The sequence below is a fragment of the Alkalimonas mucilaginosa genome, from assembly GCF_036327005.1.
Lineage (GTDB): Bacteria > Pseudomonadota > Gammaproteobacteria > Enterobacterales > Alteromonadaceae > Alkalimonas > Alkalimonas mucilaginosa.
In genome coordinates this window covers 275,490-299,872 of record NZ_JAUGZK010000004.1, presented here as the reverse complement: position 1 = coordinate 299,872, position 24,383 = coordinate 275,490, and the positions used below count along the sequence as shown (strand labels likewise).

The following is a 24,383-nucleotide window of genomic DNA, read 5'->3' as shown; positions in this document are numbered from 1 at the left end:
GAAATAAATTATGCTGAATAATTTATTAATTCAGAATATTTCATTCCAAAATAAATCTAACCCAATGTTTAATTTAAGAATAAAAGATATAAAAAATTCTGGGCTAATCGGGTATCCCAGAATAAGTCTGCTTTTTTTGTACCAACTGAGCGGCTTTTTATGCAACGCCAGCGAATTTGCCGTAGAATATGTCGCTTGTTGGCTGGCTATGGCCACATTCTGCTTGTTGTAAGGAGTCTGTTGTGGAGTTGCTTTTCTCATCCTTGTTGTTCGCTGTCACCATTGTTAGCCTGACGTTGGGGTTAAGCTGCCTGATCTATGCCTGTGTACTACCGGCTAATCTCAGCCCGGAACAACGCATGGAGGCTCGTATTGAGTTCGGTATTTTCAGCGCAGGCTCTTTTGCGATTCTGGCAATGATGCTATTTGCACTCTGCTACCACTGAGCCTATTGTCGTCTGATAGCTCATCTTCTGCGCTATTTTGCTGCGCTGTTGCATGCAACTCCAGCCGGGCTTTTTCCAGCAGCCCGGCATCGAGTTCGCTTTTAACTGCCACGCCCAGCTCTTTAAACTCAGCCGCTTGTTTAATGAGGTTGCCGCGCCCACTGTACAACTGACCAAACGCTTTGTCATAGCTTTCGCGAGCCTTGTCCAATTGCTTGCCCACCCCTAGCATGCTGTCCAAAAACAGTTTCAGTTTGCTGTAAAATTTTTCGGCTCGATTGGCCAGCTCGGCACTGTGCTTGCTTTGATCTTCAAAACGCCAGAGTTGGCGCACAATATTCAGGCTGGTTAGCAAGGTGGTCGGTGTAGCGACTAGCACGTTGCGTTGCAATGCCCGCTGGTACAGCTCGGGATCGGATTTCAGTGCCTCGACATAAGCCGATTCAATCGGGATAAACAAAAACACCACTTCCGGCGAATTCAATCCTGCCAGCTGATAATAGTTTTTATCCGCCAACTCAGTGATGCGATCTTGCACAGCCTGGCAATGTTCTGCCAGGGCCTGCGCGCGCGCGCTATCATTATCCGCATTAACAAAGCGGGTGTAAGCAGCCAGCGAGGTTTTGGCATCAATCACCATATGCCGCTGCTGCGGCAGGTACACAATAGCATCCGGCCGCCGCTTGCCATCGTCACTGTCAAAACTTACCTCGCGTTGATAGTCCACACCGGCACGTAAACCAGAGTTGTCCAGCACATTTTCCAACATTAACTCACCCCAGTTACCCTGTACCTTTTTTTGTCCCTGCAATGCTTTAGTTAATTGCTCAGCCTGGTCGGTGATGCGATGATTCAATTGCTGCAGATTGATCAGCTCGGTTTTAAGGGCGCTGCGTTGTTGCAGTTCATCGCTGTGCATACGCTCCATCTTATCGCGGAAGCCCTTCATGTCCTGCTGCAGTGGGGACAACAACTGCTGCAACTGCTGCTGGCTAAGCTCACTGAACGCCTTGCCCTTGCGCTCCAGCACGTCTTGAGCCAATAACTCAAACTCTTTTTTCAACTGATCACGGCTGTCTTTCAGCAAAGCCAGTTGCTCGGCAAAGTGCTGCTCTTTGGCAGCGAGGGTGCTGTGCAGCCGATCATGTTGTTCTTTCATCGCCAGATAGTTGCTGTGCAGTGTCTGCTGCTCCGCTTTGTGTTGCTGCTGCATTTGTTTCAGCTCAGCGAGTTGCAGCTCGCGCTCACGCAATTCGGTTTGCCGTATCTGCAACAGATCGCGGCTGCGTGCTGCCAGCTCCATTTGTGCTTTCAACTCATGCTGGTACTGCTGTGCCTGTTGCTGACTTTGCTCCAGTTGCTGTTGCATGGTCTGTAAAAGCAAGCGGGACTTTTGCCGTAAAAACAACAGGGCCGGCAGCAGCAATAACAGCGCAACAGCAACTCCCGACAGGACATAGATGGACATTTCATTCATGCGATCGCATTCCGTTTAGTGCGGATAAGGCCTATGCTGACCTATCCTGGCCTTAGGAACAAGCATTGATAGACTCTGCCAGTTTCGTCTGTGCATTTTTCGTATTACACTGCACCAACACCGACAAAACCGGATGGAACTATGCCACCTATTTTTATCATTCTGGCCTTGCTGTTTGTTGCCTTATTTATTCTGGTGACGGTTCTGGAAAAGTACGGCAAGCGCCGAAGTGAGGAAGAACTGAGTAAAATAACCCGCTATATTTTTCCACTGGTCGGTATCGTGCTGCTGGCTCAGCTGCTGTACATGTTATTTCGCTAACCATCTCGCCCAGCATGCAGGCAGCCGGTTTTGACTTGCCTGTATGTTGTTAGTGCGCTGCAATCCCTGCATGCCGTTCCAGGAGTTTACCAATGTTTCGACTTTTTGTTGCACTGTGTTTATTAACGCCACTGCTACTGGGCGCCGAGCCTCGTGGCATGCTGCCAGACGACTACTACCGTTTTGTCTTTGTGACGGATCCGCAGTTGGCACCGGATGGCCGGCAGCTTGCCTTTGTGCACAGCACCATTGGCGAGGATAAACGCAGCCGCCATAGCAACCTCTGGCTGGTGGCAACCGATGGCAAGACAGATCCCCGCCAACTGACCTTTAGCAACCATGACCGCAGCCCACGCTGGTCGCCGGATGGCAGCCAACTGGCTTTTCTTTCAGGCCGCAAGGATGGCCAGCAGCTGCACCTGCTGCCAATAGCAGGGGGAGAGGCCCGGGCAATCACCTCGCTCAAGCAGGCCGGTATTCGTGATTTCAGCTGGTCGCCCGATGGCCAACAGTTGCTGCTGACTTTGTCGGTGGATCCGGCCATTGAGGACCCCACGGCTGAGAAAGCCAACCATGGATCCCCTGAGGCTGATGTGGTGGTAATCCGCCATGCGCTGTACAAAAGTGATGGCAGCGGTTATCTGAATGAGCGGCGCTCTGGTCTTTGGCTGTTGGATATCGCAACGCAGCAACTCAGCCGTCTAACCGGTGACGCCCGCTGGCATGATCATTCGGCACAGTTTTCTCCCGATGGCAGCCAGATTGTCTTTGCCTCTGATCGCAGTGAGGATGCACTGGAGGGCAGCATGCAGCAGGATTTATTCTTGCTTGCACTGGATGATGGCTCCATCACCCGGCTGGATACCCTGCCAGGCCAGGCCAGTTCCCCGCAATGGTCGCCGGATGGCAGCCAGTTGCTGTATCAGCATCAGGCCGACTATTTTGAACCACAGCAGTTGGTGCTGCATCAGCTGCGCACTGGTGGCAACCGCCTGATAGCTAAGGACTGGGATCGCAACGCCAGCAATGCACTCTGGCAAAGCAAGGATCGCATCTTACTGAGTGCTGATCATCAGGGCTCACGGCCGGTTTTTGAACTGGATCTGCGCCGCGATACTCCCCGTATTCGTTTAAGCGAGCAAGGCAGTGCCTCACAGCTTACCTTAACTGCCGATGGCAAACGCCTGGGTTACCTCTGGCAAGATGAGCAGCACCTGCCAGAAATCTGGTTTCAAAATGCCAACCAAGCACCACGGCAGCTCACCCGATTCAATCAGCAGCTACTGAGCGAGCTCAAGTTGCAGCCACTGGAATCGTTCTGGTTTGAGCACGAGCAAGGCCAAAGCTAGGGCTTCTTACTCAAACCTGTTGGGTGGCAAGCCGGCCTGTCTTATCCGCTGATCCTAAATATCAAAGGCGGGCCGGGCGGCATGTGGGGCCATCAGTGGTTTCATGAGTTTCAAATGATGGCTGCTGCTGGCTATGCGGTCGTCTTTACCAACTACCGCGGCAGTACCGGCTATGGTTATGCCCATCAGCATGCAGTGCATGCCGATTACGGTGGCGTCGATTTCCGCGACAACATGGCCGTGCTGGACCATGTGTTGCAGCAGCACGACTGGCTGGACAGCTCTCGTCTGTACATTACCGGCGGCAGCCACGGCGGCTTTTTAACCAACTGGATTACCACACAAACCGACCGCTTTAAAGCCGCGGTAACCCAACGCAGTGTCAGTAACTGGCTATCCGAAGCCGGCACCCAGCAATATCCGCCAAACTCGATGCGCCGTGAATTTGCCGGTACCATCTGGCAGAATTTCGAGCTGTACTGGAACCGCTCGCCGTTAAAGTATGCCAATCAGGTCAGTACACCAACACTGATCATTCACAGCACTGAAGATCACATCACGCCAATAGGCCAGGGCGAAGAGTGGTTTTATGCACTAAAAGCCAACGATGTGCCGGTGGAGATGGTGGTGTTCAAAGGCGAAGGCCATAGCCTGTCCAGGAATGGCACGCCAATCAATCTGGTGGAGCGGCTCAAACGCATCCTGGCATGGTTTGAGCGTTACGCCGACTAAGTTTGGTGATAACAAACGAACCGCTACTCGCTGGGGTTACCAGTTAGAAGTTATGCCCCAGCGATAAATACCAGGAGTCAACCTGACTGCGGTTGTCCCCCTCGGCTCGGCCATAGCCAAAAAACAGTGGACCAAGTGGGCTGTCCCAACCAAGGAACAGGCTGCCAGCCCATAACCAGGCATCGGTTTGCTGCGCCTGATTCAGGTTCAGCAAATCATCCCGCACCCGGCCACGCTCAATGGAGCCACCAATAAACCAGGGCATATTTAAAAATGACATTTGGGACTGTGTCAGTTGGTACTGATAGACCAGGCTACCAAAACTCACGGTGCTACCGTACAGATACTGATGCGGATACCCCGATAAATTCAAAAAGCCCCCCAGGCTAAATTGCTCTAAAATCAGCTCTGGATCGTCATTGCGATAACGCTGCCAACTCCAACGGCTATGCAACCGGTGCGCCTGCCAGCTTTTAGCAACCAACAAATCCAGGTTCAGTGTCTGGCTATTGCCACGGCTGACACCGGAGCGATCCTGCAGCCACTGCACTTCACTGCTCAGCCGAATGCCCCGGCCCGGAAAGTTGATGTTATCCAGAGTGTCCCAGTGTCCTTGCAACACAGGTCCATAACGCTGATAGGATAAACGCACCCCACTTTCAGTCTCACGCAAAGAGCCTGGTGCGCGGTAGCGGCCCACTCTACGGGTCCAACCGCTGGCCAGCGTCAGGTGGTCACTGACATTCAGACCGGCCAGCACCGTACTATTGAACTCACTGTGATTCAAATCACCCAGTGAACGCCGGTTCTCATCCTCCAACACCTGGCGATCACTGAACGCCGAAACCTTGCCACTGACAAAAGTAGCCGGGCTAAACACCGGCCAGTACAGTTCACTACTAATCAGCTTGTCGCTGCCAATACCGAGCTCTGAATACCACTCTGCTCCCAGCGGGCTTAAGTTGGTATACAGATAGCTGGCGGCAAGCTGGTAATGGTGTTTATTCTGAAAATCATCTTCAAAACGCAAACGGAAATTCAGGTAACCCGGCCCCCAGCTTTTCTCCTGCACCTGCACCTGCAGTTCGGTACTGTCGTCGTCTAAAATGGTGAGTTGCTGGGAAACACGCTCAAACACATCCAGACCATACAAACGCCGGATACCTTTCTCTACCACCTGACTATCGTATGGATCTCCGGGCTTAATACCGAGGCGACTTAGCAGGATGTCATCGGCAAGCGCAGAGTGATTGTGCAACACTATCTGGTCGATATGCTGACCGGATGGATCGGGCAAGCGGTGGCTTAACAGCCACTGATGATAGTCTGCGGCCGATACCGATAGCGCTTGCAACTCGGAGGCCGCCTGAGCGCTCTGGTAGCCAATATCAGCTCCCTCCATCAGGCGATCAAAGTCAAGGGTGCCGATGCCGGTCAAACCGGGTCGCAGCAAAATATCCTGCTCGTCCAGTAACGCCAACTGAACGGCCAGGCCACGGCGAACCAAAAAATTGGTTAATTGTTCAGAGACACTAAACGCATCGGTCAAGTCCTCCTTTTGCAATAAAGGCGCATCAATGCTCACGGCAATAATACGTTCAGCGCCAAGCGCCTTGGCAACATCGACCGGCAAATTATTGGCAACGCCCCCATCCACCAGAATACGCTGATTGATTTCCATCGGCCTGACCACCCCGGGGATCGACATGGAAGCCTGCACCGCTTGCAGCAAACTGCCTTCATTCAGTACCACGGCCTCGCCTGTCACCAGGTCGGCGGCTACCGCTCGAAACGGAATTGCCAGCTCATCAAAATCCAGCTGATTGGCCTGAACCCCAAAAGCTTGCTGCAGCAACTGAGCCATGGCCTGACCATGCAGCACGCCTTTGGGCAGGTGCACGCCATCCAGTCGTAAACCCAATTCCAGCTGGATCGGGTAAGCATCGCCCTGTTGCTTCCTTCTGGCCGGCATCTCATGACGCCGTACCCGATCCTGAAAGCCCTCTCCCCAGGGCAACTCCGTGAGTATGTGTTCGATTTGCTCCGGACCTTTGCCGCTGGCATACAAGCCACCTACAAAAGCACCAATGCTGGTTCCTATCACCAGATCAACCGGGATCTGCTGCTGCTCCAAATAACGAATCACTCCCAGATGAGCACCGCCTCTGGCACCACCGCCACCTAAAACCAGTGCAACGCAAGGCCTATCTGTCACCATTGCGCAAGGACCGCTAAGTTCTGTCGTTTCCGCAGAAAGTAAAGCTGGCCACCAGCAAAGCAGCCAACCGAGCCGGCTCCAGCCTGTGCGACTTTTTTGTTGCTTCATGCCTGATCCAAGCTCCTTTTAAGAATCTGTTTGAGTCCAGCCCAACACCTTGCTAAGGTTAAAGCAGATGCAAAACATTGGGTTTGCATCACCTGTGAGCCGAGGTTGTTTGCCATGACATTCGTCGCTACTGCTATCGCATTGTGTTTACTGTGCAGTGTAACTACCCTAAATGCAACTGCCGGAGATTGGCAAATTCTGGTATTGGATCAAGATGGTAAGCCATTAGAGGATGCGGTGGTCGAACTTGTGGTGCTGGATACCCCCCAGCCGACTCCCCCCCAACTTCCGGCATCCGTGACCGTTAAGCAGCAGGGGCTGAACTTTGTGCCTTTCGTCTCAGCCATTCAGGTCGGTACTGCAGTTGATTTTCCAAATATGGATCGCACCCGTCACCATGTCTATTCCTTTTCACCAGCCAAGGTGTTTGAAATTCAGCTCTATCATGGCCAGCCAGAACAGCCGGTACGCTTTGATCAAGCCGGTATCGTCGCCCTCGGTTGCAATATTCACGATTACATGGAAGCTTATGTGTTTATTAGCAACAGTCCCTTGTTGCAAGTCACCAACGCCAGGGGAGAAGCTCAATTCCAGAGTCTGGGGGCAGGTCGCTATCAGCTCCGGCTGTGGCATCCTTTCCAACAGGAAGATTGGGCGCTGATTGAGGTGGAACACAAAGGTAATAGCCAAAGCCAGTACCAGCTGACTGTTCAACACCGCCCGAAGCAACCCACCCCACAACGTGGCTTTGGCTCCTGAATCGATGCGAATACTCAACTCATTACGTCACCGCCTACTGCTTGTAATCATTGGCTTGTTGAGCTTACTTGCTTTGGCCACAGCGTTGGCCAGTCTGAGTGCTATGAAAAAAGACAGTCAGCAACAAGCCCGGCAAGTTCTGACGGTTGCCGCCAATGTATTTGAGCAATTGCTTAATGAACGCTCGCAACAACTTGGTCAATCGGTGCAGGTACTGGCCGCTGATTTTGGATTCCGACAGGCGGTGGCAACATCCGAGTCCGCCACTATTCAGTCGGTACTGGAGAACCATGGTAGCCGCATCGAAGCACAATTGGTGGTGCTGTTAGACCCACAAGGGAACTTATTGGCCAGCAGTCGCCGCGAACTAAGCGAAGACCAGCTCAGCCCATTACTGCAAGCGGCCCAACAAGCAGCTTTCAGCAGGCACAGCGCTATTTTTCCGCTGGACGGTCAAGCTTACCAACTGGTGTTGGTCCCGGTACGAGCACCGAATATCATCGCCTGGGTTGGCATGGGTTTTGTGCTGGACGAAACATTAGCACTGCAGTTAAAAGCCATTACAGGTCTGGACATCAGTTTTATTCAGTACCAAACAGGGCAGGAAATACACTTGCTCACCTCGACACTAAGCAATCAGAGTTTGTCAGACCTGCTGCCTGAAACCATCGCCTTAACAGAGTTAACCAATGACCCCTCCGCCAGTCAGGATCAGCGTTACCTGACCCTCAGCAGGCCACTGGAACATGCCGATCTCTGGGCATTGCTGCACTTACCGAACAGCCGCTGGCTACAAAACTACCAGAGTATGCGAAGCCAGTTAGTCGGTATTTTTGGCGTTGCGCTGACGGTATCTTTGCTGGCCGCATTCTGGCTGGGCCGCAGCATCACCGAACCATTGCAAAAGCTCAGCAAATTTGCCAGGCAACTGGGGGAAGGTAAAGCCACCCCAGCTTTACCAAAGGCTCGCGGTGAAGTCGGCGTCCTTAGTAAAACCCTTAACCAGATGCAGCAGCGGCTGGCCGAGCGGGAGCGTTTACTGATCGAGCAAGCTGAGCAAGATCCTCTCACCGGCCTTGCTAACCGCAGCGCAGCCGAGCGCTGGTTGAAAAACTATGGACGGCAGCAAGCCGGCGTCTTGCTGTTGCTGAACATTCGCAACTTTCGCCATATCAACGATGCCTTTGGTCTGGATACCGGCGATCAACTGCTGCAACTTCTGGCGGAGCGTATTCGCCAACTGGCCCCTGCGCCGCTATTTAGTGCGCGGGTTGGCGGCGATGAGTTCCTGTTGATCTATGCCGAATTACCCACTGAGTTGACAGCAGTAACAGCTCCTTTGCAGGCTGCTTATCAACTGCAACACAGCAGTATCAGCTTACAGCTCACCTTGGGCTATTATCGCTTTGCCGTGCCGATAGCTGAACCTCTTGTAGTCAGCACCTTACTACGCCGGGTTGATATCGCCAGCGCCGCAGCTAAACAACTGAGCGAAGGCGTTGCTGGTTATCAAGCAGGTCAGGATGAACGTCATCTGCGCGAACTGACCATTATTCAGGACTTGCCAGTTGCTCTGGCAGCCAATACGCTGAGTATCTGTTATCAACCCAAAGTATCACTGCAGCATCAAAACTGCCTGGCAGCAGAAGCCTTAATCCGCTGGCAGCATCCAAGTCTTGGTTTTATCCCACCGGATGAGTTTATTCGCTTAGCCGAGCACAGCGGCCATATTCAGTTGGTCACCGACTGGATGCTAAGCAAGGTGATTACACAAGCAGCACTGTGGCAAAGCTCCCATCCGGGTTTAAAGTTGGCTGTGAATCTTTCACCGTTGGATCTGATCGATGAGCAACTGCCAACACGTATCCAGCAATTGCTAAACCAGGCCAGAGTATCTGCTAAGGTGTTGGCATTGGAAGTTACCGAGGGTGCCGTAATGCAGGACCCGGAGCGGGTGATTCGGAACCTCCATCAACTTGCAGCGCTAGGGGTTGAACTGGCAATCGATGACTTTGGTACCGGTCATTCATCATTGGCCTATCTGAAGTTGTTGCCGGTTCATGAAGTAAAAATTGATCGGGCTTTTATCAAAGATATTGAACACAACAGCGATGATGAGCTGATCGTCGAAGCAGCCAGCCGCTTAGCCAAAGGCTTAGGGTTTCAGATCACTGCCGAAGGGCTGGAAAACCGTGCAGGTCTTACTAAACTGCTGGCGCTTGGTTGCGATACCGTTCAGGGCTATTACTTTGCCAAACCAATGCCAGCAACAGACTTTGACCACTGGCTACAGCAATTCCAGCAGACGGGAGCCGATTATTTTAGTGAGGTAAATGCATGAATAAAACAGTGATCTGGTTGCTACTGGCTTTGCTGGCTTTGCCAGTTCATGCCGCAAGCAGAGTGCTGACAACGGGTGGAGCCACCACCATTGAAGGCAGTGCAGGTGGCGGCATTGTGCCCTGGGCAGTGATCAACGGTTACGGGAGTAATGAAGAGTGGAGCCTGCAGGCTTTTGGCAGCCGGGTCGGGGTCGATGACTTTTCCTTGCATTCAACCGGAATCGGATTAAGTGTTGATAATCGCTGGGAGCTGTCTTATGCCCGGCAACAATTTAAGCTCGATAGCATCGGTGGTCAATTGCGGCAGGATATTGTCGGTGTTAAGTACCGGCTTGCTGGTCAGTTACTTTATACCAATCTGCCACAAATTAGTCTGGGCCTGCACTACAAACGTCATCTGGATTTTGAGCTACCATCTCTGGTTGGAGCCCGATCGCGAAGCGGGGTTGATGCCTATGTAGCTGCCAGTAAAGTTTGGCTGGATGCCATAGCTGGCCGTAACTTACTGCTAAACGGCACCATCCGTGCTACTCAAGCGAACCAGACGGGTTTGCTTGGCTTTGGCAACACAGAAAATCAACGCCATCAACTGATGTTTGAAGGATCAGCAGCTTTGTTGCTGACCCATCATCTGGCCGTTGGGGTCGAATTTAAGCAAAAACCGAATCGGCTGGCATTTGCCGATGAACAGCACTGGCGCGATCTGTTTGTAGCCTGGTTTGTTAACCCAAACCTGTCCGTAACCGCTGCCTATGTCGATTTAGGTAGTATCGCAGGCCTGCCCTCGCAACAAGGGTGGTATCTTGCTTTAGAAGGGAGCTGGTAATGAAGTCACTGCTTAGTCTACTCAGTACGGCCTTGTTACTATTAGCCTGCAGTCAAACTCCTCAGCCTAGTTTGTATCAACAGCTGGGCGAAGAAGCAGGCATCACAGCCATTACTGATCACTTGCTCTATCGGATTGAGCATGATCCGCTGATCGTCAATCATTTTCGCGACACCGATATCCCCCGCTTCAGGCATTTATTGATTGAGCAACTGTGCGAATTATCCGGAGGCCCTTGTGTCTACAGCGGAGCAACAATGGAGGAAAGTCATACCGGTCTGAACCTGAATACCCGGGATTTTGATCGGCTGGTCAATCACCTGATCAGCGCCATGCAACAGCAAGGCATTCCCTATGGCACGCAAAATCAGCTACTGGCTTTGCTCGCCCCTATGTACCCTGAAGTTATTGGCCGCTAAAGCTTGGCTCAAGACGGGCGGATCAGCAAGGCTGTTAAGCGCCGGCTCAGTGGCGCAAAAATCAACACCAGCGGAAAAGCACAGGCATGGGCCACCAGATAAGCTTTCAGCCAGCTAAGGACAAAACCACTGAACCAACCAAGATTTAATAAGGTAAGAATGCCAGACATCAAAAAAGCCATAAAGCCGGACATAATAAAAGCAAACACCAAAGGTTGAAGTTTTGCGGGCAACATAAGAAATACCTGATAAAAAGGCAATTATAACGTGGACGCCCTGGCAACAACACAGCAATTTTTACCGGCTGCTTTTGCCTGGTACAAAGCCTGGTCCGCACGCTGCAGTAACACATTAAGGCTTTGCTCTGGTTCATGCTCGGCAATACCAATCGACACCTGCAGACGGATTGGCGCCTGCCGGTAATGCAGTACATGTGTTGCCAGTTGCTGTTGAATGCGTTCAGCAACCGACACCGCTTCCCGGGCAGGGATATCCGCCAATACGATCACAAATTCTTCGCCGCCATAGCGGGCGAAAAGATCATATTCTCTGAGTTGCAACCGGATTTGCTCGCAGATAAATTGCAGCGCTCTATCACCGGCCAGGTGACCGTAATGATCATTCAATCCTTTAAAATGATCGATATCCAGCATCAGCAAGCTGCATTTGGCCCCGATCCTGTCCTGATGCTTGAGTATCTTCTCAGCCTGGTGCATAAAAAAGCGACGATTGGCGATACCGGTCAGCTCATCGGTATTGGCCTGATTTTTTAAACGCTGCTCGGTCTGCAACAACGCAAGCTGCAATCGCTTTTGCTCGGTAATGTCCTTGGCATGCAGCAAAATAGCACCTTCACTGTTGCATTGCTCTGACATCAAATACCAATTGCCATCGACAGTATCAGCCTCAAAAATGCGAAAAGGCACACTGCGCCGACGCTGACTGGCATACAGCAGCCAGTGGTCCAGATCGGTGGTTTCAATTTTTAATCCTTGCTGCTGCTGATGGCAGCAACGGATAATTTGCTCAAATGACATGCCGTGTAATCGCTCTGGCTCAATGGCGAAAATCTCTGCCAGGGCCGGGTTGGAAAACACCAGCCGATCATCGGCATTAAAAATGCCATAACCATCACCACTGCGAGAAAGAAAATCCGCCAACATCTGATGCATCATGCTATCGCCGCCATTGAAGAGAAGATGCAACTAGTGCAATGGTAGCCTACGGTGAATAAAGCAGTTAGGATCAATGAGCGTATACAAAGAGTAGGTAACTATGACATACAAGGCCGCTTTCCTTGATGCCGGCTCAGTCGGCGATGCCGATCTGACACCTTTGCAGCAGTTAAATCTTCAGTTGCAGCTGTACCCTTTTACCAGGCCTGAACAGATCCTTGCCAGATTGCAAGGCTGTCATATTGCTCTGGTCAATAAAGTACCGCTGGATGCCAGCACCATCCAACAACTGCCTGAGTTACGTTACATTGCGGTAACAGCTACCGGCACCAACAATATTGATCTTAACGCAGCCAAGGCAGCCGGAATTAAGGTACAAAATGTCAGTGCTTATGCCTCAGCTTCAGTCGCGCAGCATGTCTTTGCCATGCTGCTGCATTTTACCAATCAATGCCACTCCTTTGATCAGAGTATCCGGCAAGGCCATTGGAGCAACAGCCCGCACTTTTGTTTGCTGGCACATCCTATGCAAGAGTTAGCCGATCAAACCATGACTATCGTAGGTTATGGGGCTTTAGGCCAGGCAACAGCACGGCTGGCTCATGCCTTTGGTATGACTGTCTGTATTGCTGAGCGCCCCGAGGCCACCCGGTGCCGGCCAGGGCGCTTGCCTTTTGCACAAGCCCTGGCCCAAGCCGATGTGCTCTCGCTGCATTGTCCGCTGACTGAAGACAATCAGCATCTGATTGGGGCTGAACAACTGGCCTTGTTAAAACCAACCGCCATCCTGATTAATACAGCCCGTGGCGAGTTGGTTGATTCGCACGCTTTACTGCAGGCTTTGCAACAAAATCAGTTAGGAGCTGCGGCACTGGATGTGTTGGAGCAGGAGCCGCCACCATTACAGCACCGGCTCTTGCAGCAACCACACCCGAGATTATTACTTACCCCACATGTTGCCTGGGCCAGTCTCGCAGCCAGAAACCGGCTGATAGCATATACCGCCAGGCAATTGAACAGCTGGCTGCAGCAACACCCTGCAGACTCGAAGGAATGAACTGTACAGCAGCCGGAAAGTCACGCAGAATAGAGCATACATTTTGTTACAAACACCCTGAGCGGCTATGCGCTATTTTTTGCTCGCTTTGCTTTTAATCTATGTTGGTAGTGCTGTTGCATCCAGTGCTCCACCCGAGCTGCGGAAAGCATTGATTAACGAAGATCCTGAACAGTTTCTCGAACAAGCAATTTTGCACCCTGATGAAAACTCCAGCAGCTATTGGATGGAGTTGGCCTTGGCATATCTGCAGCTTTATCAAAAAGAAAATGCCTTGCACAGTATTAACCAAGCCATCGATTTGGCCCGTTTACTGGACGATCAGACGCTGTACCAGGCACAGCTGCAGCACGTCAAAGCGCAAATACTTGGCCGCCTGTATCGCAATACCGAGCTTGGTATCGAGGCATTGCATCAAGCGGTACTCTGGCTGGAGCCATTAACCAGTGATGCCGCCCGTACCGAAAAGGCCGAAATCTACGAAAGCCTGGCCCAAGCCTACAATCAACATAGCAGCTTGCAACAAGCCGTCTACTATGCCGAAAAAAGCCTGGCGGAAGCCATGCAACCCAGGCAAAAACTTAACGCACATTTTTTGCTGGGTAGACTTTATCTGCAAATGAACCACATCAGCCAGGCATTTTCACACTTTGACAAAACCACAGAACTTGCCACCGAACTACAGGCTTTTCATGCCTATCCATTAATTCATTTACGCTATGGACTGGCCTACCAGAAAATGGGGCTCCCCCAACAAGCGTTGGAAGCCTTTTTTCGGGCCAAAGATGGTTTTGCGGAGCATCAAGAGCAACGCAATTACATCAATACCCTGCTGCGCATCGTTAGCTTGCAATTAGAGAACCATGCATTGGACGATCAAAGCTACGGCTATCTGGAGCAAGCTTTACAATTCAGTCAGCAGCTGGATGATCAGATGAGGATCGCGGAAGCCAAGTTCCAAATGGGGCAATGGCATCTCTATCACCTGCAACTGAATGAAGCACACTATTATTTTAAAAAAGCCCAGGCGCTTTTTTCTCAAATTGGCGCGCAGGAAAGCCTTCGGCAAGTCCAGTTAGCTTTGATTGAAAGCTTTATCCAACAAGAGCAGCTAGCAGCCGCCATAGCCTTGTTTCAACAGCTGAACATTCAGCATGACAACCCCAACCTGCCCTTATTTATTCGTTATCGTTCTGCGGAACTTGGTGCCGGGCTTGCGGCACGGCAGCTTGAGTGGCAGCAGGCTTATCACTTCAGCGAGCAAGCCCGCGCCTTGCGTTTTAATGACTTGCAAGAGCAATACAACCTTAAACTGGATTACTTGCAATTCAGGCAACCACCACAACCGGAGCAAAGCAAACCGCAATGGTATGCCGCTGGCATGTATAGCTGGGGATTGATGGCTCTGTCTGCACTGCTACTGCTTTTGTTACTGCTGGCAGTGCATCGTTTGCAGCAGTTGAAACAGACATCACCTGCCAGTCAGTTAATATTTTCCCGTCAGTGGATCCAATTTAGCGACCGATTGGTCACAGAACAACGTGCCAAGCTACCCTTACACTTAATGGCGATCACCCTACGGGACTGCCAGCAATACAAACAACTCTATGGGGAAGTGCAATTGCGTCGGGTACTGATTAGCTTGCTGCAAAGCTTTAAGTTGCCGCAGATTGTACAGCTCACCATTCACAGCGATGTGTTATGGCTTGGTCTGTGCTGCCAGCGCTCAGAGCTCGCCGCTCTGGAAAGTAAAATTCTTTGTCATCTTGCTCAGCAGCGCACTCAGTTGCAGCCACAACCTCACTTGCAAACCCTGATTCTGCCGCTGCAGGAGTTGTTGGGTGAAGACTACCAGAGCGGCCATATTCAGGCGCTACGTGAGGCGGTCTGGTTAAGCTGGTATCTTGCCAACCAACTGAACCCGGCCCAGCAGCATATGTACCTGCAACTTAAAGTGCAGGAAAGCAGGCCCTGTGAATGGATGACCGAAAATATCCGCCAGGACTTACTTAATGCGCTGCAGCTTGGCAGCATTGAGCTATGGCAGCAGGATCGGTTGCTTAATCCGCAGCTAAAAGCACTGTTGGATTAATCCTGCAATAACCGTAACGACTCAGGCAACTGATGCTGCATGGGCTGCCCGCTTAGCGGGCACTGCCAGCCCAGTGACACAGCCTGCAAAGCCAGCGTTGCTGCCGCTGTGCTGCTATTGCCATAACGGGGATCCCCTAAGACCGGGTGACCTACCAAAGAAAAATGCCGCCGGATCTGATGCTTGCGACCAGTCAACAAGTTTACCTGCAGCCAGCTGATATCTGGATGTTCCAACTGTTTGAGCAAGCGGAAACGCGTAACACAGGCTTTGCCATCCAGTGGCGTTGCCAGTTCTGCTGCATATTGCAGCGCTTCAGACAGCTGGCCTTGTACCGCAACATGGTACAACTTCTCGACCTGTCCATTCTGAAACTGCTGGCTCAGATGCGCAGCGGCCCTGGCATCGTGAGCCAGCAAAAGCAAGCCACTGGCCTCCCGGTCCAGCCGATGGATCAGATGCACAGCACGTTTTGTTTGCTGCTCTGCCTGACGTAACAACGATAAGTGGTCGCCCCAGAGACTGCCCTGCGACAGCATGCCGGCAGGCTTCCACCACACCGAATAGGCTCGCCGATCCAGTAGCAATTGACTGCCCGCCACTTCACGCTGCAAGATAGCTGCATCGTAGTGCAGTGCTAAAGTCTGGCCAGGTAACAGCTCTGCCTGCGCTCTTCGTAAACGTTTTTGTTTTTTCCCCTGCTGCAGCCAAACCGCTCCTTTCGCCATCGCATCTTTCAAACGGCTTTTTGACAGCTCCGGCACCTGCTCTGCCAGCAACTGAATCGCTATCTCTTTTTTCTCTATCAACCAGCTACGGCTAAACTTCGTCACCTGAGATCCTTAGCAGTTCAGCAAACATTCATGCCATTCATTCTATACCTTATTGTACGCAAGAGTTGAATGAAGGAATAGCCATGAGAGTGTTACTGAGCGCCTTGCTGTTGGTTTCTGCCGCCAGCTTCAGCGTGGAGCAACCAATAAGCAGTACCACAGAGCAGCGTGGTACAGATCACGCTGAGGTAACCAGTAAGCCGATGCCTGTGGTTCGCGCTCAGAGTTACAGTACCGATGTGTGGTTTCAGCGCATTGAGCTGGAGCTAAGCGGTGATCACAATGCCAATGGTTTTTATCACCAGCTGTACCTGAGGTTTGATGCTGACACCAACCGCTCCAGCAAAGCCGTATGGGCAGAGTTCAGCTTAAACCGTGCAGGAAGGCCTGAACAGTTGCTGCATATCAGCTCTATCTTCACCTTGTACCGACAAAGCCGGAACGACTGGTTTGCCATTGATACGCTGTTGGAAGAAAATTACCCCACCGATTATTACGATCTCACGATCCGCCTCTATGATGCCAGTACCGGCTGGTTGCTGGCCGAAATTTCCGGCTACGATGAAGTCATACTGGCAGATCTGCCATTGGAAGATTACCGGCGGGACCAACAAGTAGTAACTGTGGTCGAAAGCTATGGTGGTAGTCTTGGTATTTTAGCGCTACTCGGGCTAAGCTTATTACTTTGGCGGCGACAAGCAATTAGGCATCAGTGATCCGGACAAGCATTTTCACCCTGAGTTGCTGGCTGCTGCTATGGAGTGCATTACCAGCAGCAGCCTCACTGCAGTTGCAGCGTCAGCAGCTGACAGATGGCAATCAACTATTTTCCTATCGGTGGCAACAAAACGGTCAGAGGGTTGACTTTTCGTTTCAGCTGCCAGAGCAAAACACGCAGCAGCACCTGCGCAGTTTTCGTCGTTATTCGCCACAATTGGCAGACACCTACATGCGGCAAGCATTGCAGCAAGAGCTTGCGAAACTGAATGCTCCCATGCTGCGGGTAGACGCCTTGTCGGCAGGCAATCCCTTGCCCATTCGTGTTACTGCCCAAACGACTCAGGATGCACAACAGTATCGGCAACACCTCACACAACACATGCTGCAGGCCCGGCAAGATTATCTGACCAGCATCTACCACACCGAGCTTTCGATAAATCCTGGCCGACAGGTGATTATGGTCGATCATCAGCGCATCCTGGCGGATAGCCTGCAGGATTTATTGCCGGTGGCAGAGGCGCTGCAACAGAAGTTTCCCTATACCACCACCAGAGAGCTAAGCCAGTTTTTGCTGGATTGGTTACAGCGTATTCCTTATCAACGGCTGGATAGCCGCAGCAACAGTTCCGCTGCCGGCTTCTTGCCTCCACTGCAGTTGCTGCAGCAACACCGGGGGGATTGCGACAGTAAGGTAGTACTAATGGCCACTTTGCTGCGCCTGCTGTTACCGGATGTCTCGCTGGTGATCCTATACTTGCCCAACCACGCCGTACTGGGTATTGGCATGCAAAGCCAAAGCAGTGATCAACAGCTGCGACTGGATGGGCAGAACTTTGTGCTGGCCGACCCAACCGGGCCGGCACTGCAACCGATTGGCGAGATTGCTGAACGCTATCAGCTCTATCTGCAACCGGGTATCGTCAATTACCGCAAGCTATAGATTTTCTTCGGCAAAAGATGCCAACCGGCTTCGCACCACACCATTCAGGTTAATGGTGGCGCTGCCGGGGAAGTTTTTAAAGCGCTCCACAATATAGGTTAGTCCCGACGTCACTGCCGTCAGATAGTTGCTGTCAATCTGGCTTAGGTTGCCAGAGCAAATCAGCTTCGTGCCTTCACCACAACGAGTGATGATGGTTTTCAACTGAGCAGCACTTAAGTTTTGACACTCATCCAAAATAACAATGGCATTCTGGATACTGCGACCACGCATAAAGTTGACAGATTTAAACTGAATATTGGCTTTATCCATAATGTAATTGACGCTGGCGTGTGGATGCTCATCCGTTTTGTGCAACACTTCCAGCGAATCGGTAATGGCTGCCAGCCAGGGCGCCATTTTTTCTTCTTCCGTGCCAGGTAAAAAGCCAATGGATTCGGCGATTTCTGGTGTATTGCGTGTGACGATCACTTTATCGTACACTCCCTTTTCAATCACCAACTCCAAGGCTGCAGCCAAGGCAATCAACGTTTTACCGCAGCCGGCTGGCCCGGTCAGGATCACCAGATCCATCGAGGGATCCAGCAAAGCCTCCAGCGCCATCGCCTGATAAATGTTCTTGGGTGTAATGCCCCAGGCATGGCGGTGCATCATGCGCTCATACCCCAGATCCTTGACCCGGAGCTGCTGCTCGTCCATAGCCACTACCTGGCCGGCGAACGACTCGGCCTCATCAATCAAAAATTCATTGATGTAAGCATCCGGTAATAGCTTTCGCTCCAGCAAATGCAAGATATCCCGCTCTTTTTGCTCAGTCTGACACTCTTTGACCTGACTCCAGAACTCGCCGGGAAAGCGGTAATACCCCTTGTACAGGAAGCGTACATCATCTATCAGCTGATCGGTGCGGTAATCCTCTACCAGCTTTAAACCTGCCCCTTTGGCTTTCAACCGCATATTGATGTCTTTGGTAACCAGGATCACTTTCTGCGGGCTGCGTTCCCGCTGTAAATACAAAGCGGTATTGATGATCAGATGATCGTTTTCGCCACCGGGCAATCCAGGCAACTCATCTTTTAGGTGGTGATCATTGATAATGGTCAAGTGACCGGACACCTTTTGTTCGCCATGCAATGGCAAAGCAACCCCATGCAGCATTTGCTCCGGACTTGCATCACGCAACGCATCCTCCAGCGCTCGAATCGCCACCCGGGCATCCCGGCTGACATCTTTGTTTCTGTCTTTAATATGGTCCAGTTCTTCCAGCACCGTCATCGGGATAACAACATCGTGTTCCTGAAAGTTTAAAAACGCGAAGGGCTCATGCAAAAGTATATTGGTATCAAGCACATAAACTTTTTTACTTCGTTTTCTCGCCATAAAGGTCTCCTTGATTGGCGCACAGTGCAGCGTGGGTCATTGCATAGTAAGCATAGTGGAAACTGGTCATATCGCCGACTGTTTTTGTGATTTGCTGGACAAAAAACCAGCAAACAGTTCAGGTCAATCCTATGTCAAATGCATGACCATGGTATGACAAAGCAACAAATCTGGATGCAGAGCAGCGCATTTCCTTGTACCATAGCGCCCCCTTGTTGTTACTGGATGCATCATGTCGTTTGCTTTAGGTCAGCGCTGGATCAGCGAAAGTGAATCAGATTTAGGTTTAGGGACTATCGTAGCCCTGGACCCCCGCTCGGTTACTGTATTATTTCCAGCCAGTGGTGAACAGCGTTGTTACGCGCGGCAGCAGGCGCCTTTATCCAGAATCCGTTTTCTGCCAGGTGACCGCATTCGAAGTGCGGAAGGTTTTGAACTGGATGTCAGCCAGGTGGATGAAACCGCAGACACCTTAGTGTATCGCGGTCTCCGAACCGATACGCAACAGACGGCCGAACTGCGGGAAATCCTGCTTGATCATTTTCTTAGCTTCAGCCAGCCTCAGGATAGAATGTATGCCGGCCAAATCGACCGGCTGGATGCTTTCAGTTTACGCTATCAAAGCCAGCAGCAACTGCATCGCCTGCAACAAAATCCATTGCGTGGCCTTTCAGGGGCACGCATTAGCCTGATCCCCCATCAGTTGTATATTGCTGAAGAAGTCGCCAGGCGTCATGCACCTCGCGTGATGTTGGCCGATGAAGTTGGTCTGGGTAAAACCATTGAAGCCGGCCTGATTTTGCACCAGCAACTGATCAGTGGCAGGGCACAACGTATTTTGATTGTGGTGCCTGAGTCCTTGCAGCATCAATGGTTGGTTGAGATGCTGCGCCGCTTTAACCTTTCGGTCGCTATTTTTGATCAGGAGCGTTGTGAGCAAAGTGCAGCCGATCAACAGAACCCTTTTGAGACCGAGCAACTGGTATTGTGCAGCCTGGAATTTCTTAGCCAATCGCCAGAATGGCAACAAGATGCCATCACAGCATCATGGGATTTATTGGTGGTGGATGAAGCGCATCATCTGGCATGGGATCCGATCACTCCGAGCGCGGAATATCAGTGTGTGGCCCAATTAGCCCAGCGGATCCCCGGAGTCATCCTGTTAACCGCAACACCGGATCAGTTAGGCCACCGCAGTCACTTTGCCCGGCTGCAACTACTGGATGCGGATCGTTTTTATGATTACGATGCTTTCTTAGAGCAAGAAACACACTTCCAGCAGGTAGCAGCCCTGGCCGATCAGTTGCTGCATCAAGCCCCGTTATCGGCAACCACAGCTGCAGCTCTGGAGCAGCTACTGCAAGATCCGAACTTGCACCCTGCGCTACAGCAGTTGCAACAGCCTGAGCTGTCAGAAAGCGAACGCCAGACGATGCAGCAACAGATTGTTCAGCCTCTGCTGGATCGCCATGGCACCGGCCGTATTTTATTTCGTAACAGCCGCCGTACTATTGCCGGTTTCCCGGCACGTATCCCGCATTTTATCGAGCTGGCTATGCCAGCAGCCTACAGAGAAAGTGCGGCAGAACTAGTACAAAGCAAAGAAATAGTTCCGAGCAAGCTACAAGCTCTCCTCACACCTGAACGTCTGTACAGTCAGCAGAATGCAGCCCTGCCTTGGCAAGAACTGGATCCCCGCATAGATGCCCTGATCCAGTTGTTAAAGCACCATAAAACCGAGAAATTTTTGCTGATTTGCGCCCACGCCAGTACCGCTATTGAGCTGGAAAAAGCCTTAATGCAGCGCGAAGGCATCCGGGCTGCCGTGTTCCACGAACGCATGAGTATCCTGGAGCGGGATAAAGCAGCAGCTTACTTTGCCCAGCAAGATTACAGCGCACAAATTCTACTTTGCTCGGAAATAGGCAGCGAAGGTCGTAACTTTCAGTTTGCTCATCACCTGGTGCTGTTTGATTTACCCCTGAACCCGGATTTGCTGGAGCAACGCATAGGCCGGCTGGATCGTATTGGCCAACAGCAAGATATCCAGCTGCACATTCTTTATTTCAAAGAATCCGCTCAGGATTATCAGCGTCAATGGTACCATCAGGTACTCAACGCTTTTGCCCACACCTGCCAAACCGGCGCCGCAGTGTTGCAGCAAACTGCGTCCTTGTTCTGGTCTTTGCTGGCAACCCCAGAATGGCAGCCAACCGAACTGGCTCATTGGCTGGAGCACAGTTTGACCTTGCAGCGCCAGCTGGAGCAGCAACTTGAGCAAGGCCGGGATCAACTGCTAGAACTCAATTCAGCGGGTGGTGACCATGCTGCAGCTCTTTGTCATCAATTGACACAGCAAGATAATCAACCGGATTTAGCGTTGTTCATGTGCCAGAGCTGGGATCAGCTTGGTGTACAACAAGAAGAACGCTCCGATACCTGCCTGGTACTTAAAGCGTCCGAACAGTTGGAAGACAGCTTCTACCCGGGTTTAAGCGAGGACGGTATCAGCATAACCTTTGACCGCGATACAGCTCTGGCGCAGGAAGATATTCAGTTTTTAAGCTGGGATCACCCCATGGTACTGAGTACTCTGGATTATCTGACCGAACAACAGCGCGGCAACAACAGCGTCGCCCTGCTGTATAATCCAGCCTTGCCGGCGGGTACCTGGTTTTTGGAGCTGATTTATCTGGTCGAAGCCAGCGCCCCGGTCAAATTGCAACTCGGCCGTTATCTGCCTGTGACTCCGATCCGCTTGCTGCTGGATGCACAGGCAAGGGATCTGGCCAAAGCGGTTTCCTTCGCGCAATTGGAAAAGCAGCTACAGCCATTGCCAAAACAGGCCGCAAGCAAGGTCGTAAAAGCCTTACGGGCGCAGCTGGACAACACTTTGGCCCAGGCGGAACAGCAGGCATTACAGCAACTACCAGCCATTCAGCAGCAAGCGCTCCAGTCCATGCAACTGGCCTTAAGCGCAGAAGCCGACCGCCTGCTCCGACTGCAACAGGTCAATCCGGCAGTCCGGTCAGAAGAGATTGTTTTTTTACAACAACAGCAAGCAGAGTTAGCTACTTACATAAGCAAAGCACGCTTAAAACTGGATGCTATTCGCCTGGTAGTCGTCAGTCATGATAAACCCTAAATAGCCATGCTGATCCATTACCAGCCACCACTGTCACCCTATCTGGATATTCGCTACCAGGATAACGATATCCTGGTCCTGAATAAACCCAGTGGTTTATTGTCAGTACCTGGCAAAGCACCCGAACACCAGGATAGCCTGAGCCTGCGGGTGCAACGGGTTTTCCCCCAGGCCCGAGTGGTACACCGGCTGGATATGGCCACCTCAGGCTTGCTTGTGATGGCCATGCATCTACCGGCACAGCGGCAGCTGAACCAGCAATTTGCTGCACGACAAGTACAAAAACGCTATGTTGCCTGGCTAGATGGCCTGTTAACTGACTGCGCAGGCACCATTGCAGTGCCATTAATCTGCGACTGGCCAAACCGTCCAAAGCAGAAAGTCTGTTTTATCACCGGGAAACAGGCTTGTACCCACTTTCAACTGCTAGAGCAAACCAAGGATGCCAGCAAGGTATGGTTGTTCCCCATCACCGGCCGCTCTCATCAGTTGCGGGTCCATATGCAATGGTTGGGGCATCCCATTATCGGTGATAAATTTTACGCCAGTCAGGCAGTAACCTCACAACAACGATTGCTGTTGCATGCAGAGTATCTGCAATTTCACCACCCTATGACCAACGAGCAAGTAAGCTTTACGTTAACCGCTGATTTTTAGCCCTGGATCTGCAGCCTTTCTTTTTCAAAGTCCCTCGGCAAAACACACTCACTTGATTAACCTAGCGTTCAGCTAACTTGTTTATCCTATATGCAAGCTAATAAAAAACTTGCTTTTGTACCTTTGTCGGCTTTAATTGTGAGATTGGTTTGTTTGTTCACCAATTTCCCTATAAAATTGGCATGTTGGACTTCCACCTTAAGGAGAAATGGATGAAACGTAAAATTTGTTCTGTTGCAGTTGCTGTTGCATTGCCGATGATGGCTGGTAACGCTTATGCTAACACCCCTTCCGCGGCCGAGCTGAAAGAACGGATGTTTGGTTCTGTTTTCGCAGAGTATTACATGCCCGATCGGAAAAAAACCCGTGATGCGGATTTCGATTACCTGACCCGTGGCCAAGGCTTAGGCTTTGATCTGGGCTATCGCATTGATGAAAACTGGGCTGTACGTGCTGAGTTTGCCCGGGATCGCCTGAAAAACAAATTAACCCGCGATCGCATTTCTGGTAACCGTTACGGTGTAGATGCACTTTATCACCTGAACAACAGCGGTGTTTACCTGTTGGCCGGTCTTAATCGCCACAGCATTGATAAAACCAACTCGCTGAATGTGGGTGTAGGTTATCGCGCATTCCTAAACGAGAACGTTTCTTTATTTGCTGAAGCAAATCGCTACCAGGGCCTGAACAAAGGTACTTGGGCAGATGCCGGCATCAAAGCAGGTGTTAGCTACTACTTTGGCTCTGCTGCTGCAGCGGCTCCTACGCCTGCGCCAGCTCCAACGCCTACTCAGCCAGCAGTGGTAGATTCCGATGGTGATGGTGTACCAGATCATCTGGATCAGTGCCCGAACACACCTCGCGGCCACAAAGTCGATGAGCGCGGCTGTACTGTGTATACTGAAGTTGCCCAGCGCGTTGGCAGTGCAGAAATTCGTGTACTGTTCCCATTTGACTCTGCTGAAGTTTCTCGTGAGCAACGTGCTGATGTTGCCCGCCTGGCGGATTACCTGAAGCGTTATCCAACAGCTACCGTTGAGATCGAAGGCCATGCATCACGCATTGGTGCAGCAGATTACAACCAACGTCTGTCAGAGCGTCGCGCGAAAGCGGTCGCTGATCTGCTGGTCAACACTCATGGTATCGAAGCTTCGCGCATCACCACCAAAGGCTACGGCTTCAGCCGTCCGCGGATGGAAGGCGCAACCCGTGAAGCGCATCGTGCTAACCAGCGTATTGAAGCTCTGGTAACCGCTCGTATCAAAGAGCCCGTGATGCGTTAATTCATCAAATGTGTCAAAAAAGCCGCTGCTATCAGCGGCTTTTTTTTAATTTAATAGTTCCAGCTGCCGATAAAGCAAAATAGTCCTTACCAAACCACAGGTAT

General features: G+C 51.5%; 21 protein-coding genes. 15 read left to right on the top strand and 6 right to left on the bottom strand.

Annotated elements, in window-relative coordinates; genetic code table 11:
* Nucleotides 1-242: 242 nt before the first annotated feature.
* Nucleotides 243-446 carry a hypothetical protein gene (locus QWF21_RS07750; RefSeq protein WP_330087468.1) on the top strand — a complete coding sequence of 68 codons (204 nt, stop codon included), beginning with the start codon at nt 243-245 and terminating at the stop codon, nt 444-446.
* Here the strand turns inward: QWF21_RS07750 and rmuC are convergent.
* Complete coding sequence (gene rmuC, locus QWF21_RS07745) at nt 388-1,923, bottom strand: DNA recombination protein RmuC (protein WP_407935270.1); 1,536 nt, start codon at nt 1,921-1,923, stop codon at nt 388-390. The genes QWF21_RS07750 and rmuC overlap by 59 nt on opposite strands.
* 141 nt (nt 1,924-2,064) lie before the next feature.
* Here rmuC and QWF21_RS07740 point away from each other — a divergent pair, with 141 nt between their 5' ends.
* The 3 genes from QWF21_RS07740 (at nt 2,065) to QWF21_RS07730 (ending at nt 4,325) form a co-directional block, all read left to right on the top strand.
* Nucleotides 2,065-2,244, top strand: a complete 180-nt coding sequence (locus tag QWF21_RS07740; protein WP_330087467.1) for a hypothetical protein — start codon at nt 2,065-2,067, stop codon at nt 2,242-2,244.
* 92 nt (nt 2,245-2,336) lie between these two features.
* Nucleotides 2,337-3,593, top strand: a complete 1,257-nt coding sequence (locus tag QWF21_RS07735; protein WP_330087466.1) for a hypothetical protein — start codon at nt 2,337-2,339, stop codon at nt 3,591-3,593.
* 36 nt (nt 3,594-3,629) lie between these two features.
* Complete coding sequence (locus tag QWF21_RS07730; RefSeq protein WP_330087570.1) at nt 3,630-4,325, top strand: alpha/beta hydrolase family protein; 696 nt, start codon at nt 3,630-3,632, stop codon at nt 4,323-4,325.
* Nucleotides 4,326-4,368: 43 nt separating this feature from the next.
* Here the strand turns inward: QWF21_RS07730 and QWF21_RS07725 are convergent, their stop codons facing one another.
* Nucleotides 4,369-6,651 carry a patatin-like phospholipase family protein gene (locus tag QWF21_RS07725; RefSeq protein ID WP_330087465.1) on the bottom strand — a complete coding sequence of 761 codons (2,283 nt, stop codon included), beginning with the start codon at nt 6,649-6,651 and terminating at the stop codon, nt 4,369-4,371.
* 114 nt (nt 6,652-6,765) lie between these two features.
* On the opposite strand from QWF21_RS07725, the gene QWF21_RS07720 reads away from it, so the two are divergent.
* From QWF21_RS07720 to QWF21_RS07705, 4 genes are all read left to right on the top strand, one after another.
* Complete coding sequence (locus tag QWF21_RS07720) at nt 6,766-7,410, top strand: methylamine utilization protein (protein WP_330087464.1); 645 nt, start codon at nt 6,766-6,768, stop codon at nt 7,408-7,410.
* Nucleotides 7,411-7,513: 103 nt separating this feature from the next.
* Nucleotides 7,514-9,751 carry a putative bifunctional diguanylate cyclase/phosphodiesterase gene (locus QWF21_RS07715; RefSeq protein ID WP_330087463.1) on the top strand — a complete coding sequence of 746 codons (2,238 nt, stop codon included), beginning with the start codon at nt 7,514-7,516 and terminating at the stop codon, nt 9,749-9,751.
* Nucleotides 9,748-10,578, top strand: a complete 831-nt coding sequence (locus QWF21_RS07710; RefSeq protein WP_330087462.1) for a DUF3034 family protein — start codon at nt 9,748-9,750, stop codon at nt 10,576-10,578. Before QWF21_RS07715 ends, QWF21_RS07710 begins: the two co-directional genes overlap by 4 nt.
* Entirely contained in the window at nt 10,578-10,997 is a 420-nt protein-coding gene (locus QWF21_RS07705; RefSeq protein WP_330087461.1) for a group I truncated hemoglobin, read from the top strand. The genes QWF21_RS07710 and QWF21_RS07705 overlap by 1 nt, the downstream gene beginning before the upstream one ends.
* Nucleotides 10,998-11,005: 8 nt before the next feature.
* On the opposite strand, the gene QWF21_RS07700 is transcribed toward QWF21_RS07705, so the two are convergent.
* Together QWF21_RS07700 and QWF21_RS07695 are read right to left on the bottom strand one after the other, a co-directional pair.
* Nucleotides 11,006-11,233, bottom strand: coding sequence for a DUF2798 domain-containing protein (locus QWF21_RS07700; protein ID WP_330087460.1), 228 nt, complete (start codon nt 11,231-11,233; stop codon nt 11,006-11,008).
* 24 nt (nt 11,234-11,257) lie between these two features.
* Entirely contained in the window at nt 11,258-12,172 is a 915-nt protein-coding gene (locus tag QWF21_RS07695) for a sensor domain-containing diguanylate cyclase (protein ID WP_330087459.1), read from the bottom strand.
* 100 nt (nt 12,173-12,272) lie between these two features.
* Between QWF21_RS07695 and QWF21_RS07690 the strand changes: the two genes are divergently transcribed.
* Nucleotides 12,273-13,229 carry a D-2-hydroxyacid dehydrogenase gene (locus tag QWF21_RS07690; protein WP_330087458.1) on the top strand — a complete coding sequence of 319 codons (957 nt, stop codon included), beginning with the start codon at nt 12,273-12,275 and terminating at the stop codon, nt 13,227-13,229.
* 67 nt (nt 13,230-13,296) lie between these two features.
* Nucleotides 13,297-15,321, top strand: coding sequence for a hypothetical protein (locus tag QWF21_RS07685; RefSeq protein ID WP_330087457.1), 2,025 nt, complete (start codon nt 13,297-13,299; stop codon nt 15,319-15,321).
* Here QWF21_RS07685 and QWF21_RS07680 read toward each other — a convergent pair.
* Nucleotides 15,318-16,154 (bottom strand): RluA family pseudouridine synthase, encoded by an 837-nt coding sequence (locus QWF21_RS07680; protein WP_330087456.1) that lies wholly within the window; start codon nt 16,152-16,154, stop codon nt 15,318-15,320. The genes QWF21_RS07685 and QWF21_RS07680 overlap by 4 nt on opposite strands.
* Nucleotides 16,155-16,237: 83 nt before the next feature.
* Here QWF21_RS07680 and QWF21_RS07675 point away from each other — a divergent pair, with 83 nt between their 5' ends.
* A complete protein-coding gene (locus QWF21_RS07675) occupies nt 16,238-16,870 on the top strand; it encodes a choice-of-anchor H family protein (RefSeq protein WP_330087455.1) in 633 nt (210 codons plus the stop codon).
* The gene (locus QWF21_RS07670) at nt 16,867-17,814 is read left to right on the top strand and encodes a hypothetical protein (RefSeq protein ID WP_330087454.1); all 948 of its coding nucleotides are present in this window, start codon (nt 16,867-16,869) and stop codon (nt 17,812-17,814) included. Before QWF21_RS07675 ends, QWF21_RS07670 begins: the two co-directional genes overlap by 4 nt.
* On the opposite strand, the gene QWF21_RS07665 is transcribed toward QWF21_RS07670, so the two are convergent.
* Entirely contained in the window at nt 17,809-19,194 is a 1,386-nt protein-coding gene (locus QWF21_RS07665) for a PhoH family protein (RefSeq protein WP_330087453.1), read from the bottom strand. The genes QWF21_RS07670 and QWF21_RS07665 overlap by 6 nt on opposite strands.
* Nucleotides 19,195-19,426: 232 nt before the next feature.
* Between QWF21_RS07665 and rapA the strand changes: the two genes are divergently transcribed.
* The 3 genes from rapA (at nt 19,427) to QWF21_RS07650 (ending at nt 24,279) form a co-directional block, all read left to right on the top strand.
* Nucleotides 19,427-22,339 carry an RNA polymerase-associated protein RapA gene (rapA, locus tag QWF21_RS07660; protein ID WP_330087452.1) on the top strand — a complete coding sequence of 971 codons (2,913 nt, stop codon included), beginning with the start codon at nt 19,427-19,429 and terminating at the stop codon, nt 22,337-22,339.
* A 6-nt stretch (nt 22,340-22,345) separates the two neighbouring features.
* Nucleotides 22,346-22,996 (top strand): pseudouridine synthase, encoded by a 651-nt coding sequence (locus QWF21_RS07655; RefSeq protein WP_330087451.1) that lies wholly within the window; start codon nt 22,346-22,348, stop codon nt 22,994-22,996.
* 212 nt (nt 22,997-23,208) lie between these two features.
* The gene (locus tag QWF21_RS07650; RefSeq protein ID WP_330087450.1) at nt 23,209-24,279 is read left to right on the top strand and encodes an OmpA family protein; all 1,071 of its coding nucleotides are present in this window, start codon (nt 23,209-23,211) and stop codon (nt 24,277-24,279) included.
* Nucleotides 24,280-24,383 lie beyond the last annotated feature (104 nt).

Bases quoted from the DNA above. Each gene is read 5' to 3' on its own strand.
- rmuC (WP_407935270.1), bottom strand. From the start codon at position 1,923: ATGAATGAAATGTCCATCTATGTCCTGTCGGGAGTTGCTGTTGCGCTG.
- QWF21_RS07740 (WP_330087467.1), top strand. From the start codon at position 2,065: ATGCCACCTATTTTTATCATTCTGGCCTTGCTGTTTGTTGCCTTATTT.
- QWF21_RS07735 (WP_330087466.1), top strand. From the start codon at position 2,337: ATGTTTCGACTTTTTGTTGCACTGTGTTTATTAACGCCACTGCTACTG.
- QWF21_RS07725 (WP_330087465.1), bottom strand. From the start codon at position 6,651: ATGAAGCAACAAAAAAGTCGCACAGGCTGGAGCCGGCTCGGTTGGCTG.
- QWF21_RS07720 (WP_330087464.1), top strand. From the start codon at position 6,766: ATGACATTCGTCGCTACTGCTATCGCATTGTGTTTACTGTGCAGTGTA.
- QWF21_RS07715 (WP_330087463.1), top strand. From the start codon at position 7,514: ATGAAAAAAGACAGTCAGCAACAAGCCCGGCAAGTTCTGACGGTTGCC.
- QWF21_RS07710 (WP_330087462.1), top strand. From the start codon at position 9,748: ATGAATAAAACAGTGATCTGGTTGCTACTGGCTTTGCTGGCTTTGCCA.
- QWF21_RS07705 (WP_330087461.1), top strand. From the start codon at position 10,578: ATGAAGTCACTGCTTAGTCTACTCAGTACGGCCTTGTTACTATTAGCC.
- QWF21_RS07700 (WP_330087460.1), bottom strand. From the start codon at position 11,233: ATGTTGCCCGCAAAACTTCAACCTTTGGTGTTTGCTTTTATTATGTCC.
- QWF21_RS07695 (WP_330087459.1), bottom strand. From the start codon at position 12,172: ATGATGCATCAGATGTTGGCGGATTTTCTTTCTCGCAGTGGTGATGGT.
- QWF21_RS07690 (WP_330087458.1), top strand. From the start codon at position 12,273: ATGACATACAAGGCCGCTTTCCTTGATGCCGGCTCAGTCGGCGATGCC.
- QWF21_RS07685 (WP_330087457.1), top strand. From the start codon at position 13,297: ATGCGCTATTTTTTGCTCGCTTTGCTTTTAATCTATGTTGGTAGTGCT.
- QWF21_RS07675 (WP_330087455.1), top strand. From the start codon at position 16,238: ATGAGAGTGTTACTGAGCGCCTTGCTGTTGGTTTCTGCCGCCAGCTTC.
- QWF21_RS07665 (WP_330087453.1), bottom strand. From the start codon at position 19,194: ATGGCGAGAAAACGAAGTAAAAAAGTTTATGTGCTTGATACCAATATA.
- rapA (WP_330087452.1), top strand. From the start codon at position 19,427: ATGTCGTTTGCTTTAGGTCAGCGCTGGATCAGCGAAAGTGAATCAGAT.
- QWF21_RS07655 (WP_330087451.1), top strand. From the start codon at position 22,346: ATGCTGATCCATTACCAGCCACCACTGTCACCCTATCTGGATATTCGC.
- QWF21_RS07650 (WP_330087450.1), top strand. From the start codon at position 23,209: ATGAAACGTAAAATTTGTTCTGTTGCAGTTGCTGTTGCATTGCCGATG.